General features: G+C 67.5%; 16 protein-coding genes and 3 pseudogenes. 13 read left to right on the top strand and 6 right to left on the bottom strand.

Features of this window, described 5'->3' with window-relative positions; all coding sequences use genetic code 11:
- Positions 1 to 86: 86 nt before the first annotated feature.
- The 5 genes and pseudogenes from ACFXB5_RS48615 to ACFXB5_RS48595 all read left to right on the top strand — a co-directional run.
- A pseudogene (locus ACFXB5_RS48615) lies at positions 87 to 563 on the top strand (transposase); the annotation flags it as partial.
- A 49-nt stretch (positions 564 to 612) separates the two neighbouring features.
- The gene (locus ACFXB5_RS48610; RefSeq protein ID WP_385221187.1) at positions 613 to 771 is read left to right on the top strand and encodes a hypothetical protein; all 159 of its coding nucleotides are present in this window, start codon (positions 613 to 615) and stop codon (positions 769 to 771) included.
- 51 nt (positions 772 to 822) lie between these two features.
- Positions 823 to 1029 (top strand): hypothetical protein, encoded by a 207-nt coding sequence (locus tag ACFXB5_RS48605; RefSeq protein ID WP_385221185.1) that lies wholly within the window; start codon positions 823 to 825, stop codon positions 1027 to 1029.
- A gap of 85 nt (positions 1030 to 1114) precedes the next feature.
- A pseudogene (locus ACFXB5_RS48600) lies at positions 1115 to 2196 on the top strand (integrase core domain-containing protein).
- 9 nt (positions 2197 to 2205) lie between these two features.
- Entirely contained in the window at positions 2206 to 2442 is a 237-nt protein-coding gene (locus ACFXB5_RS48595) for a hypothetical protein (protein WP_385221182.1), read from the top strand.
- Positions 2443 to 2467: 25 nt separating this feature from the next.
- Here the strand turns inward: ACFXB5_RS48595 and ACFXB5_RS48590 are convergent, their stop codons facing one another.
- Positions 2468 to 2608 carry a hypothetical protein gene (locus ACFXB5_RS48590; RefSeq protein ID WP_385221179.1) on the bottom strand — a complete coding sequence of 47 codons (141 nt, stop codon included), beginning with the start codon at positions 2606 to 2608 and terminating at the stop codon, positions 2468 to 2470.
- Positions 2609 to 2655: 47 nt separating this feature from the next.
- Here ACFXB5_RS48590 and ACFXB5_RS48585 point away from each other — a divergent pair.
- Positions 2656 to 2754, top strand: a pseudogene (locus tag ACFXB5_RS48585) (IS982 family transposase); the annotation flags it as partial.
- Here the strand turns inward: ACFXB5_RS48585 and ACFXB5_RS48580 are convergent.
- A complete protein-coding gene (locus ACFXB5_RS48580; RefSeq protein ID WP_385221177.1) occupies positions 2724 to 2915 on the bottom strand; it encodes a transposase in 192 nt (63 codons plus the stop codon). The pseudogene ACFXB5_RS48585 and the gene ACFXB5_RS48580 sit on opposite strands and share 31 nt — an antisense overlap.
- A 613-nt stretch (positions 2916 to 3528) precedes the next feature.
- On the opposite strand from ACFXB5_RS48580, the gene ACFXB5_RS48575 reads away from it, so the two are divergent.
- Both ACFXB5_RS48575 and ACFXB5_RS48570 read left to right on the top strand, forming a co-directional pair.
- The gene (locus ACFXB5_RS48575) at positions 3529 to 4446 is read left to right on the top strand and encodes a hypothetical protein (protein WP_385221174.1); all 918 of its coding nucleotides are present in this window, start codon (positions 3529 to 3531) and stop codon (positions 4444 to 4446) included.
- Entirely contained in the window at positions 4409 to 4909 is a 501-nt protein-coding gene (locus ACFXB5_RS48570; protein WP_385221171.1) for a hypothetical protein, read from the top strand. The genes ACFXB5_RS48575 and ACFXB5_RS48570 overlap by 38 nt, the downstream gene beginning before the upstream one ends.
- A 573-nt stretch (positions 4910 to 5482) precedes the next feature.
- Here the strand turns inward: ACFXB5_RS48570 and ACFXB5_RS48565 are convergent.
- Complete coding sequence (locus ACFXB5_RS48565) at positions 5483 to 5707, bottom strand: hypothetical protein (protein ID WP_385221168.1); 225 nt, start codon at positions 5705 to 5707, stop codon at positions 5483 to 5485.
- A gap of 128 nt (positions 5708 to 5835) precedes the next feature.
- Here ACFXB5_RS48565 and ACFXB5_RS48560 point away from each other — a divergent pair, with 128 nt between their 5' ends.
- From ACFXB5_RS48560 to ACFXB5_RS48550, 3 genes are all read left to right on the top strand, one after another.
- Positions 5836 to 7383: a helix-turn-helix domain-containing protein gene (locus ACFXB5_RS48560; RefSeq protein ID WP_385221165.1), complete on the top strand. Its 1548-nt coding sequence runs from the start codon at positions 5836 to 5838 to the stop codon at positions 7381 to 7383.
- Complete coding sequence (locus ACFXB5_RS48555) at positions 7383 to 7973, top strand: transcriptional regulator (RefSeq protein ID WP_385221162.1); 591 nt, start codon at positions 7383 to 7385, stop codon at positions 7971 to 7973. Before ACFXB5_RS48560 ends, ACFXB5_RS48555 begins: the two co-directional genes overlap by 1 nt.
- A gap of 300 nt (positions 7974 to 8273) precedes the next feature.
- A complete protein-coding gene (locus ACFXB5_RS48550; protein ID WP_385221159.1) occupies positions 8274 to 8489 on the top strand; it encodes a transposase in 216 nt (71 codons plus the stop codon).
- Positions 8490 to 8738: 249 nt separating this feature from the next.
- Here the strand turns inward: ACFXB5_RS48550 and ACFXB5_RS48545 are convergent, their stop codons facing one another.
- The 3 genes from ACFXB5_RS48545 to ACFXB5_RS48535 form a co-directional block, all read right to left on the bottom strand.
- Positions 8739 to 9074, bottom strand: coding sequence for a hypothetical protein (locus ACFXB5_RS48545; protein ID WP_253209189.1), 336 nt, complete (start codon positions 9072 to 9074; stop codon positions 8739 to 8741).
- A 329-nt stretch (positions 9075 to 9403) separates the two neighbouring features.
- Entirely contained in the window at positions 9404 to 9634 is a 231-nt protein-coding gene (locus ACFXB5_RS48540) for a type II toxin-antitoxin system prevent-host-death family antitoxin (protein WP_385221190.1), read from the bottom strand.
- Positions 9595 to 10419: a hypothetical protein gene (locus ACFXB5_RS48535; protein WP_385221193.1), complete on the bottom strand. Its 825-nt coding sequence runs from the start codon at positions 10417 to 10419 to the stop codon at positions 9595 to 9597. Before ACFXB5_RS48535 ends, ACFXB5_RS48540 begins: the two co-directional genes overlap by 40 nt.
- 209 nt (positions 10420 to 10628) lie before the next feature.
- On the opposite strand from ACFXB5_RS48535, the gene ACFXB5_RS48530 reads away from it, so the two are divergent.
- Together ACFXB5_RS48530 and ACFXB5_RS48525 are read left to right on the top strand one after the other, a co-directional pair.
- Positions 10629 to 11279 carry an alpha/beta hydrolase family protein gene (locus tag ACFXB5_RS48530; protein WP_385221156.1) on the top strand — a complete coding sequence of 217 codons (651 nt, stop codon included), beginning with the start codon at positions 10629 to 10631 and terminating at the stop codon, positions 11277 to 11279.
- Between the two features lie 61 nt (positions 11280 to 11340).
- On the top strand, positions 11341 to 12474 hold the full coding sequence (locus ACFXB5_RS48525) for an IS630 family transposase (protein ID WP_385221153.1): 1134 nt from the start codon (positions 11341 to 11343) through the stop codon (positions 12472 to 12474).
- Positions 12475 to 12576 lie beyond the last annotated feature (102 nt).

Below are 12576 nucleotides of genomic sequence, written 5' to 3'. Positions count from 1 at the left end.
GCACTGGAGTTGGGAACAGATCTCCTCCGGAACCGCCATACCCTGACAACGAGCCCACACCTGTAAAGCAGCACCTTGATTCTTTACGGCTTCACTACGCCCGCAGCCTGCTCTCCCAGGTGCCCAAAACCGCCCAGCCGTGGGTGGCCACCCTGCTGCGGACCGTCTTCGAACAACCCGGCACCGACGCTGTCCACGCCCAGATGAAACACGTCCTGGACGCGCTGGAAGCCAAGTTTCCCAAGGCCGCCGAGCACCTGGACGCCGCCCAGCACGACCTGCTGGCGTTCACTGCCTTCCCCTACGAGATCTGGCGGCAGATCTGGTCCAACAATCCCCAGGAGCGTTTGAACAAGGAGATCCGCCGGCGCACCGACGTCGTGGGGATCTTCCCCGACCGGACCGCCGTGATCCGTCTGATCGGAGCCGTACTGGCCGAGCAGAACGATGAATGGACCGAAGCCCGCCGCTACATGGGCCGCGAACTTCTCGCCAAAGCCCGCCTCCACCCGATCGAGTCAGAAACCGACGAACCCGACCTGCCCACCGAACTCACTGCATAGCCTCAACAACGGATCACCGAGTGGCCGTCGATACACCACTCCAGCGGACGTGACCCGGGCAAACGAGAGCGACTTCGAGCTCTGGCGGTTCGGCGACACGGACGGCACCCGGCACCTGCGGGTCCACGGCAGCCTCTCCAGCAACGGCGGAGACGTGGTGACCGGCTGGGGCCTGGAGGGCCGAGGCATCATCATGCGCTCGCAATAGCACGTCGGGCCTCACCTTGAGCGCCGGGCGCTCGTGCGCGTGCTGGCGGACGTGCCCACGCCACCAGCTGACATCTACGCCCTGATCGCGGACGACGCCCACATTCCGCAGCGGGTGAGCCGGCTCATCGACTTTCTCGCCGCGCGCCTGCCACGGCGGCTCGGCCAGGCGGCCGGCGAGCACGGCATGCTCCGGCGCGAAACCTCCAGGCAGAGCTGGGAGGGAGATATGCGGCTGAGGCCGAGGCGGCCGTCATAAGGAGGGCAGCCAGGCCCTGTGCCGCTCGAAAAGTCATCGCCGAAGGTGAGCTGGATGCGGTCAGCCCCCTGGGATCATGTCCTCCGTGATCGTGTCCTTGCTGTACAACGTGACCCGGAAGCTGCTGACTGTTCCATCGGTGCTCCTCCGTCGCGGGATGGCGAAGGACGCGGAACTGCTGGTGCTGCGGCACGAGAACGCGGTCCTGCGCCGCCAGTTGGCCGGACCGGTCCGTTATGAGCCCGCCGACCGGTTCTGGTTCGCAGCCCTGTCCGGGCTGATACCCCAGCACCACTGGCTCAAGATCTTCCCTGTCACCCCCGGCACCCTGCTTGCCTGGCACCGCAGATTCATCGCCGCAAAGTGGGACTACACCGCGCGCCGGGGCACCGGACGCCCACCCACCCCGGCAGCGATCAAGAAGCTCGTCATACGGCTGGCCAGGGAGAACCCGACGTGGGGCACCGGCGAATCCAAGGGGAACTTGCCCAACTCGGGTATCGGATCGCTGCCTCGACGGTGTGGGAGATTCTCCACGCGGCCGGTATCGACCCTGCTCCACGTCGCTCAGGCCGCACCTGGCGCGAGTTCCTGACCGCGCAAGCCGAGGGCATCATCGCGGCAGACTTCTTTCACATCGACACCGTCCTCGGCAGGCGGTTGTACGCGCTGGTGTTCCTCGAGCACGGCACCCGGCGGCTGCACATCACCGGGGTCACCGCCCGCCCGACACGCGACTGGGTGGTGCAGCAGGCGCGGAATCTCACCGCCGCCCTGGGCATACGCATCGATTCCCTGTACTTCTTGTTACGCGACCGCGATGGCAAGTACGGTGAAGCGTTCGACGCCGTCTTTGCAGCCGAGGAGATGGACATCCTCACAAGTGCGCCGCTGGCTCCCCGCATGAACGCACACTGCGAACGCATCATCGGCAGCATCCGACGCGAAGCCCTCGACCACGTCCTCATCATGAACGAGGTCCACGCCCGCCACGTCCTCGCGGCCTACGAACAGCACTACAACGAACACCGACCCCACCAGGCCCGCAACCAGCCACCACCCGACGCCCACGAACAACCCGCCGCGGCGCATGGCATCAGCACCGGCGTAGTCCTACGCACCCGGATCCTCGGCGGCCTCATCAACGAGTACAGATACGCGGCATGACATGCAGCGATGACTTTTCGAGCGGCACAGGGCTCGACGCGGTGGCGCGAGGACGCGGCGCGGTTCGCGCCGCAACTGCCCGACCAGGTCGTCTCCAGTCTGCACCCGGATCTCACCGTGACGAGCTGGGCCTGCCCGGTCTCCGGGCACCTGCTGGCCGTGGACGTGCACCGCCACGACCGCGAGCCCGCGCACGACTTGGAACTCGACCTCGCCTCGTCCGTGCTCGGGGAGCTGTTGGGATGAGCGCTTCCCCGCGGGTGCCGATACATCATCCGCGCAGCTCAGGCCGCTCGGCGCCGCGCTGGAGGTGGCTGGCGTTGACGTGGTCCTGGATGATGCGCGACGTCCGCATGGGGCTGACGGCGATCAGCCCGCTGCCGAGCGCTCGTACCAGCTGCGGTTCGGGCACCACCAGGCGGCAGAAGATCTCGAAGGCGCTGAACGGGATCCGGCGCCGCCAGGTGGCTCCGGTATGCCCGGGCCCACCTGTGCCATCTCTTCCTGTACCTGCCGCAGCAACCCGGCTACAACAAGCGGCTGCGCAAAGCAGCCGAGTCGCTGACCTGGCCGTACTCGGCCCCGCATACGGCATCGGCCTCGGCGGACATCAGGGCGTCGGCGAATGTTTTGATCATCGCGCGGAGCAGATCCGGACTCGCCGAAGCGAGATTGTCCTCGGTCAGGGCGTGCAGAGGCACACTGTCAGGTGCGGTCATCGTGCTGATCTCCTTCAAGATCTTCGTCGTTCTCGAAGGATCAGCCGATGGCCGTCTGTCTATCCGGGCCCTCACCCCGACGCCGAGGAAAACCCCCGGATCAGGCGGAACCTGGTACACCACCTCCAAAGACGCAACCGTAACAGGATGATGAAGAGCTGACGTTGGGCAGGCCGGTAGAGGCGCCCAGCACTGCCGTGTCGTGTGTTCTTCTGGAAGGCAGGACTGCACAGCAACCCGGCTCCGGTCCAACTCGTGACCAGGCGACGCGTAGCAGGCAGCCCCAGCCCCTTCGCATCGGCGAGGAGATCAAGCTCCTGCGGTCTTACGCCGACCACTCTCATCGCAGGCTCCACGCCTCACCAACCCCGAAACACCGGCATGAGATGTAAGTTCCAACGCGCATCCAGCGGTGTCGGCGAAACCTCAGTACCTGATGTTGTCGGGGCCGGCCGGGGCGGCGCATTGTGGGGCGAGGCGTTGCGGCGGTGGCCGCGGGCGGCCGGACGTCACGCGCAATCTGGGCTTGATTTGGATGCATATCCGGCTGGTCGGCGGGCTAGCGTTCCCCAATCTGGCCGACCATCACAAGAGAACACAGGGGGGAATTGTCATGCACAGCGTTCATCCGGTGGCCAATGGCACCAGGACCGACCACCCCACCCCGGGGCTTCCCTTCGTCAACGACGGCCGGCTTCCTCTGGACAACCCCGACGCGATCGAGCGGACCGGCCGGAACCAAGGGGAGGGCCTGTGGGGCAGGACCGACCGCACGCGAAACGGAGGCTGGGTGGCGTTCACCACCGAGCCCAAGAACCCGTCCTTCGCCTGGGCGGTGTACCACCACCCGGTCCACGGCCGCACCGTCCTCCTCATCCACGATCGTGACCTGAGCGACCTGCACCACGCCTGGATGTTCGAGCCGGGGGGCTTCCTCTACCGGCACGGCGGCTACTGGTGGAACGGCGAACGCTGGCACCGCCCCGGACAGGTGCTGGACAAGGCTTTCGAGCGGTACGACCCCCGGCCCGTGGACAAGCAGGTGACGATCACCGCGGCCGACCTGCTGAAGGCACCCAGCAACGCCCAGAACGCCGGCATCGCGAAGATCGCCAGCTTCACCGCGCCCGACGCCCCGGTACCCAACTGGTCAGACCACCTGGCCCTATGGGCTCAACACCACGCCTCCCAGCCCGACGCGCGGCCTCTGGAGGACTGCGTCATCGACTTCCATGCACCCGAGCTGGAAACCGAGAGCTGGGTGGACATGACCGGACTGGCGAAGATCGCGGCAGTACCCATGGAGGACATGCCCGACCTGCGGTACGGCGGGGCCAAAGACCTCCCCGAACCGCAGGAGGGATCCGGCGGCCAGATGCGGTGGTCCCAGCCCGGTCGCACGGGACTGGGCCGAGAATTACCACCAGAAGAACGGCCCCGAAGCTCTGCTGTCGGATACCACCGTCTACGACACCACCCAGCCCGCCGGCCTCGTGGCCGATCACAACCGGCTCCGCAAACTTTTCCATGAAGGCCTGACCGAACCCCGCGGCAAGCGCACCAAGCCCTACCTGAAGGGCGACCTGGCCCGGCAAGCCGCCGACGAGCTCGCATGGACGGCGGCATCCAGCCTTATGTACGGGCACGACCACGGCTTCATTCCCCACAGCGCTGTGCACGACGTGCTGACCGCTGTCATCGTCGGTCACCTCACCGAAGACCTCAGGCGAAGGACCAAGACCAGCACAGACGATCTCACGCCCTTCCCGGCCAGCACGGTGAAACTCCTCACCTGGTACATCCAGCACCGCCCCAGCAGCACCGCGAGCCTCCTCGGTGAGGTCTGTCTTGAAGCTCGCGTCCGCCTGGACCTGGACCCTGCCCAGGTCGGCGCCACCCTCCGCCAGTCCCTCCACTTCGACAGCAGCCTCGACCGCAACACCATCAACCGCCTCCTGGACATGGCCCTGCCGCCCTCCGCGCGCCCCCAGTGAGATCGCAAACCCCCACTTCGCCAGGCAGACGCAGCGATCGGTGAGGCCGAGACAGAGCCTCACCCGCGCCCTGGCCCGGCCCGCGGCCGCGCAGGACCATGGAGACATGGGTCAGCAGGATGAGGACCAGGGCGTGGTCGCCCGACAGGCGCAGCGGCCACTGACCGCTGCGCGAGCCCACGCGATGACAGCCGGGCTACGGGAAGCGATGGACGACGTCCGGCGCACGGTCACCGTCCTCGCCACGCGGGTCCACGATGCACACGCTGCCCGGGTATGGCTCCCGCTCGGTTACGAATCCTGGGCCGCGTACTGCGACGCGGAGTTCGCCATCAGCCGCGCGCAGGCATACCGGCTCCTGGACGTCGCCCGCTCCCTGACCGCAATCCACGGCGCCGTCGCCGCCGGCACCGAGACGTCTCGCACGCGAGTCACCGGCCCGTCCGACGCAGCCGCGCTCGATTATGTGCGCGAGCGCAGGCCGTGCGGGCCGTCGTCCGGCAGGCCGTCCGCGACGTACGGATCGCACCGCCGGTCCCCGCCGCGCCGCCGACAGATCCGGCCGTCGCGGAACTATGCCGGACCGTTGACCAAATCGCCGTCGATGTCTTCGCCGTTGGCGAGCTGATGCTCGAAGTCGCCCCCGGCTGACTCTCCGAGGACCAGGCCGCCGATCTCCTCGCCCTGCTGTGTGAGGAGATCGGCGAGCCCCTGGACCACGGCCTCGCGGCCCACCGCTACGCCCTCACCGGCGACCGCCGCGCCCTGCACGGCACCGTCCTCTGAGCGCCCTGCCACGCTCCAGGCCCGCCGACCTGCTCCCGCATGACGATCCCCGGATCCAGACCACCGAATTGCGCAAGCAGATGCCTAGCAACTGCCTAATCATGTCCCCACTACATGCCTAATATCTGTAGCCTTGAGGTATGAGCGATGAGCAATTCGACAGTGTGGAGGCGTTGCTGGAGGAAGCGCGACTGATGGCGCGTATGCCGGAGCCTGCTGAGCGTCTGCGGCTGCGGCAGGCGGCCGGTCTCTCCCGTGCCCAGGTGGCGGCGGCGGTGGGTGTCGGTCGGCAGACGGTCGCCAACTGGGAGGAGGGCACCACCGATCCGCAGCCCCCGGGGCGCTTGAAGTACCTGCGACTGCTGGAGGGCCTCGCCGAGCTCCACCCCGCGACTGCCCCGGCCGAGGCGCCCGCTGAGACAACCGCCCCGGGCGTGACTCCAGCGCCCGCAGCACCTGAGACCGCGCGGGGCCCCGACGGGCTGGCCGTGCAAGGCGAGCCCGGCCCCTGCCTCCGCTGCGGAGCCACGACGCCCTACAAGGCCACGGACGGCCGTTCCCTGCACCCGGGTGCCATGTGCCAGCCCCCAGCCGCCGCGGCGCCGCCTCAGGCTGCCGCCACGCCCGCGCCCGCTCCGACCGCTGCGCCGTCACCGGCTCCGGCGCCGGTGCCCTCGCGGCCGCAGCGCCGGGCGAAGTCCGCGGCCCGCGCCCAGGCGGAGACCGCTGGCCTCATCGGCCAAGCCGTGCACGAAGAGCTGGAACGCGCCGAAGGCGACGCCGACGCCGCCATGAAGGCCCTGGTCAAGCGCGCCATCCCGGACGTCATGCGCCTGTTCGACGAAACCCGGGCCACCGCCCGCTACACCTACACCGCATACCCGGCCCTGCCCGACATCCTCAAGAAGCCCTCGAAGAAGGAACCGGACCAGATCTGGGAGGCCCGCCCCAACTTCCACCACCCCCACTACTCCCTCAAAAGCCCTGGGAGCATCGCGGTCACCGCCCTGGACGTCAACGCCGCCTACCTCTCCGCCCTCAAAGCCTGGCTCCCGATCGGGAAACTGGAACACTCCACCGGCACGGACGGCGTGGACCCCAAGCGCTCCGGAGTCCACCTGATCACCCCCTCACCCTGGCACCACCCCCACCTCCCCGACCCCCTCGGCGACCGCGACCAACCCGGCCCCGTATGGGTCACCAACGCCACCCTGCGCCTCCTACTGCGCCTATCCGGGCCGAAGCACGGGCTTCTCGACCCGCCAGTCATCCACGAATCGTGGACGTCCGGCGCCACCGAGAACTTCCTGGACGCCCTGCGAAAGACGCTCACCGCCACGCGGGAGACGGCCATCGCCGAGGACGACACCATCACTCTGGAATACATCAAGGCGATGTATTCGAAGTTCATCTCCACGATGGGCGAGTCGGTTCATAACCGCGAGATGGTGCGCCCGGACTGGATGCACATCATCCACAGCCAGGCGTATGCCAACCTCTGGGGCAAGGCATACAAGGCCCACCAGGCCGGTCTGGATGTCATCGCCATGCTGGGCACCGACGAGCTGCACGTCACCGGCGACTGGCGGCAGGTCTTCCCCGAGGGACGGGGCGTCGCCCAGATGAAGATCAAGCACAGCGACGCCAGGGCGTCCGGTGAGTACACCATCGGCACGGCGGCCCGCTGATGGCCGGTACCAGCGGCCGGTGGAGGGACCTCGGCGCCTTCCGCGCCCGGGGTGTCCACGGGGGAGTGGCCCTGGCCGAGGGCATCGACCGGATGGTCACCGGCATCGAGTCCCCCGTTACCTCCGAGCGTGGTCTGGCCGCCCGCCTGCGCTACCTCACCGTCGGCGACGCCGGCTACGAGGCCATGGACCGTGCGGGCATCCACGTCCGCCCCCGCACCCTCATCGCCTGGCTGGCCGGGGAACAGACCCCCAACAAGGCCAACCTCGCCCGCCTGGACGCCGCGTACTGGGACCTGCGCCGGCGCAACGTCGTCGCCGACCTCAAGCGCCGGCTCGGCAACCGCGGCCGCGGAACCCGCATGGAGATCGACCCCGTCGACCAGTCCCGCGTCCAGCACAGACACCAGCGCGATCTGGAGACCCGCAACATCAACGTACGCGGCGCCGTATGGGACCGTGCCGTCGACGCCTGGATCGCCGAAGACACGCAGGAACTCGAAGCCGTCTGGGACGACATCATCCAAAGCACCCTCGGTACCGACTGGGACGCCTACACCCATGTCTCCTCCATCGGCTGGGCCGCCTGAAAGCATCCGTATCGCGAGAATCCCCAGGGAGCCAGCCGCTTTTGCGCAGGTCAGAGCCTCTTCTGGCTGCCTGGGGAGACGGTGGGGAAACCGGTACACGCGTACGGCGATCCCCTGCTTAGCGCCTTCGACCGGGACTTCGTCGATGGCGTACGGCGCCGTTGGGTGGCGTCGGGGGCTGGGTGGAGTGTCCGGTTCGAGGATGTGCCGCCGGTGCGCGGATGCGCTCTTCGTGGTCACCGATGCCGTGCTGTGCTCGGACGGCCCGGTCACGTCGCTGGCCGAGTTGGCGCTCATAGGTTGAGCATCGGCGTGGGGGATGGGGCGGTGTACGGCGTGGTCAATCACGGCTGGCTGGAGCCGCACCGCCTGCGCCAGCTACTGGCCGCCATGCCACTGCCGCGTACCGCCGGCGGGCGGATTGTGTTCGCTGGCGATGTGAGCGACTTGCTGCGGCCCGACGCCACCACCAGCCCGGAGTTGCTGTTCTGCCATACGGCTGGGCCGAAGTGCTGATCAGTCGTTCCCCGGCCAGCGCTGCTCACGTCGCCGCGCTGGGAGACGGGGCGCACGTTCTGGAGGGCCGTGCTGGACGCGATCCGGCTCAGCTCGTCCGACGACGCCACCGCAGTGACCGCCGCCGGAACGCGGCTGTGCCTCTGACATCGCCTAGCCTGGCATGTCGCGTTGAGGACGCAGTCCGTCGGCATGACATGACGGCCTCGGCCCAGTGCGGGCGGAGGCCGTCTCAGAGGGTATCTGGGGTCAGCAGGTGGCTGAGCTCGAGATGCGTACCGCATCGAGCTGGCCGCCGGTGACGGTGAACGTGCTCTGCGGCACGAGGCATGCCGTTGTGCCACCCACCCACCGGATGTATGCCACGTCGTCGTGGCGGGTGTTCACGACGGTGATCGGTGCCGTCGGCTTGGACGGAAGTGCCTGCCAGCCCGATGTCACGTCCTGGAAGTGTCCGATGATGTTGCCGTTCTTGATGAAACACACGTAGGGGTATTCACACGTTGCTGTGGTCTCCCGGTCAGCGGCGCTGGCGGCCACGGTCGTGCCCGTGAGCAGCGCTCCGGCCACCGCGAGCGTGGTCACCCCGGCTCTGAGCCTTTTCATGGTCCCTCCCCTTTATTCAGTGAGAACAGGAGATATGTATGACATATACAGAACAACCTGGTGAGTGGTAATCAGGTCAGATCCCCGGATCTGCCGGACCGGTTGTTCCGCGATGGCAGTGAGCCCGGTCCTCGGCCCCGGCTGGCCCGGCGGGGAAGTCCCGTCATGGCCTACGTCTGGAGGGTCTGCGTGGGCGGGGAAACATTGTCGAGCACACCGCGGCAGCGCATTTCTTGGCGCTCTGGAGGTCGAGTTGGGGCAGTCACCCGAGCGCGCAGTGGCCTGATGCTGCCGCACCATCGCATGGGTCACGAAGCGGCTGACTGCGCGTCACCGGCCTCCACATCGTCCATGAATGCGTCATGTGTCACTACCGGTCCGCCCTCGGCCTTGCGGTGATCGGCTTCAGCGATGTCGGCTTCCTCCTGCAGGCGCCGCAGCTCCGCGAGTTCGCCGACGGGGGTCAGGGCCGCCGCAGGAGCATCGCCGTGGTCGCTGATCACGATGGTCTCGCGGCCATGGCGGACCCGGTCGACCAGTTGGTCGAGCTCATTACGTGCCTGAGTGAGCGGTGATGGGGCTCTTTGATTGTCGTCAGTGATGCTCTTCCCGTCATTTCGTTGCGCCCCTGAAGCATCTGAGGGTGATGACGAGCAAGAGCGCGAGACTGAGGGTCGGTTGCCCTGCCGGTTGACGTGACGGTGACCTGCCCGCTGGACGGATAGCAGACGGTCGACATGCGGTCGAACCGCCACCGGCGCGCGGTCCCGCCCAGCTTGCGCACCACCTGATCGAGGGCCTGGACCAGGTGGGGGAAGTCCTCGCGCTCCGCGAGCTGGGCCCGCCACCGGCCCGAATGGGACAAGGCCCCGACCAGGAGATGCGCGTGTTCTCCAACGCCCCACTGCTCTGGAGGAGTGGGCAACTCGAGCCAGTCGAACTGGATCTCCTCGCCCGGCGGGTGGGTGATGACCGCGACGTCGCGGCCCTTGGCTCCGTGGCACGGCTCGCAGCGCGGCCGCACCTCAAACCGACGAAGAGCCCGGGTGAACGTCGAGTAGCCGCCCTGATAGCCGAGCTCGCGCACCTCGTCGAATAGCGTGGTCGCCCACAGGTGAGGATCATCGGCCATCCGCTGCCTGCAATAGTCCAGGAACGGTACGAACGCATCCGGCGCCTGGCGACGCTCGCCCGGCACCGTCTTCCCGTTCAGGTAGTCCCGGATCGTCTGGCGATCGCGGCCCAGATGCCGGGCGATCGCCGAGATCGTCCATCCCTGGCGACGCAGAGCGTGAGCGTCCACGTCTTCCTCCTGCGTGAGCATCCGGGCCCCCGAAAGGCCGACCGTCAAGCACACGCAGGCTGTCCACGACACACCAACGCTAGTGCCGTATCAGGCAACGTTTGCCCCTGCTGACGCAACGCGAGCCGTTCGAATGCCGCGATCTGCGGCGCGCTAACCTGGGGCCGTAAATGAGCGAGGCGTGACCCGCGGGCCGGCTCCGGGGAACGGCATTGTGGTGAAGGAACGAGATGCAGGCACTGACACTTGGTCCTACGAACCGTGAGCGTGTCGTTCTCTTCGCGGCTGGAGCAGGCGGCGACCCGGAGCGTTACCGGCCCCTCTTGGAGCACTTGGCAGCCCATGACTGCCAGGTCATTGCGCCCTGCTTCGAGCGTTTCGTCGCCCGAGAGGCGACCACCGCTGAGCTTCTTGCCCGCCCGGCCGGGTTGGTCGAGGCGCTTCACCGGTGGGCGCCTGAGGACGCGTCTGTTGTGGTGGTCGGCCACTCGATCGGCGGATGGGCTGGCCTCTGTCTCGCCGGTGCGACGCCCTGGGGACGGGACGGCAGGCTGCTGGATGTCCCACGCGAGCCACGCGTCGGCCGTCTCGTCTTGTACGCGCCCGCGGCCGGCTGGTTTGCAGCGCCGGGGGCCTTGGACGCCGTAACAGCACCGATGCTCGTCTACGCGGGGGAGCTGGACACCGTCACGCCCGTCGAGCAGGCCGTCCGCCTGAAGGGCGCATCGGCCCAGGTCGACCTTCGCGTCGTGCCGGGGGCCGGTCACTTCAGCTTCATGAATACGCCTCCGCCGGGCATGGTCGAAACCGAGGGCTTCGACCATGCTCAGTTCCTCACCGACCTCGCGCAAGCGACCCTGGAGTTTGTCATTGCGCCCTGAGGGGACGTGACACGTCGTCCGGACGCTGGTCCGGACGACGCGGTATTGCCAGGCTGTGCGGGTGGCAGAACCAGTACAGGTTCGCGAGATCGGTGGCGACGAGGGGCGGCGCCTGTTGCGGATCATCCGCAGAGGCACGGGTTCGGTGGTGACCTGGCGGTGTGCGCAGATGGTGCTGCTGTCCGCGCAGGGCATGCCGGTGGCGCGGATCGCCGAGGTGTCGTTCACCAGCCCCGACCGGGTACGGGACGTGATCCACAACTTCAACGCCGACGGCTTCGGGTCTCTGTATCCGAAGTACTCCGGCGGCCGGCCCAGGATGTTCACGCTGCCCGAGCGACGGGAGATCAAGAAGATCGCGAAGTCGAAGCCGGCCGAGCACGACCTGCCGTTCTCGACCTGGAGCCTGACCAAGCTTGCGGACTTCCTGGTCGCTGAGGGGGTGGTCGACGACATCAGCCACGAGGGCCTGCGCATCCTGCTCCGCGAGGAAGGCGTCTCCTTTCAACGCCTGAAGACCTGGAAGACCTCCCGCGACCCGGACTACGCAGCTAAGAAGGCCCGCGTCGAACACCTCTACGCGATCGCCGACGGCGAGGTCATACCCGAGGCAGGTGAGCCCGACGTCGTCTTCTGCCTGGACGAGTTCGGCCCGCTCAACCAGATGCCCCACCCCGGCCGGCAGTGGGCCGAGCGCGGCGGCAAGCACAAAGACCCCGCCCGCGAACCCCGCCGTCGTCGGCGGGCGACCTACAACCGCTACGGCGGAGTGCGACACCTGTTCGCAGCCCTCGATCTGGCCAAGGACAAGCTCTACGGCCACATCAAGCCGATCAAGAAACGCACCCAGTTCCTGGAGTTCTGCCGCTACCTCCGCACCCTCTACCCACCGACGGTGCGGATCGCAATCGTCTGCGACAACTTCTCCCCGCACCTGACCACGAAGAAGTGCCGGCGCGTCGGCACCTGGGCCACGGCGAACAACGTCGAGATCGCCTGCACCCCCACCAACAGCTTATGGCTCAACAGGATCGAAGCCCAGTTCACCGCCCTGCGCTACTTCACCCTCGACGGCACCGACCACGCCAGCCACAAAGAACAGGGCAGCATGATCCGCCGCTACATCATCTGGCGAAACCGCCACGCCGACGACCGACGTCTACGCGCCGTCGTCGACAGGGCGAACGTTGCCTGATGCGGCACTAGTAGATTGTCGTGGCTAAGTATTGTTCTGATTGGTGGAGTTGGGGGCCGGGCAAGCTCCCCTTGTCGCTTCCGTTCGGCCGGGCAGGGGTGC

The sequence above is a fragment of the Streptomyces sp. NPDC059455 genome, from assembly GCF_042750115.1.
GTDB classification, from domain to species: domain Bacteria; phylum Actinomycetota; class Actinomycetes; order Streptomycetales; family Streptomycetaceae; genus Streptomyces; species Streptomyces endocoffeicus.
This window is presented reverse-complemented; position numbering and strand designations above follow the sequence as displayed.

Bases quoted from the DNA above. Each gene is read 5' to 3' on its own strand.
- ACFXB5_RS48595 (WP_385221182.1), top strand. From the start codon at position 2,206: ATGACTTTTCGAGCGGCACAGGGCTCGACGCGGTGGCGCGAGGACGCG.
- ACFXB5_RS48580 (WP_385221177.1), bottom strand. From the start codon at position 2,915: ATGACCGCACCTGACAGTGTGCCTCTGCACGCCCTGACCGAGGACAAT.
- ACFXB5_RS48575 (WP_385221174.1), top strand. From the start codon at position 3,529: ATGCACAGCGTTCATCCGGTGGCCAATGGCACCAGGACCGACCACCCC.
- ACFXB5_RS48560 (WP_385221165.1), top strand. From the start codon at position 5,836: ATGAGCGATGAGCAATTCGACAGTGTGGAGGCGTTGCTGGAGGAAGCG.
- ACFXB5_RS48555 (WP_385221162.1), top strand. From the start codon at position 7,383: ATGGCCGGTACCAGCGGCCGGTGGAGGGACCTCGGCGCCTTCCGCGCC.
- ACFXB5_RS48535 (WP_385221193.1), bottom strand. From the start codon at position 10,419: ATGCTCACGCAGGAGGAAGACGTGGACGCTCACGCTCTGCGTCGCCAG.
- ACFXB5_RS48530 (WP_385221156.1), top strand. From the start codon at position 10,629: ATGCAGGCACTGACACTTGGTCCTACGAACCGTGAGCGTGTCGTTCTC.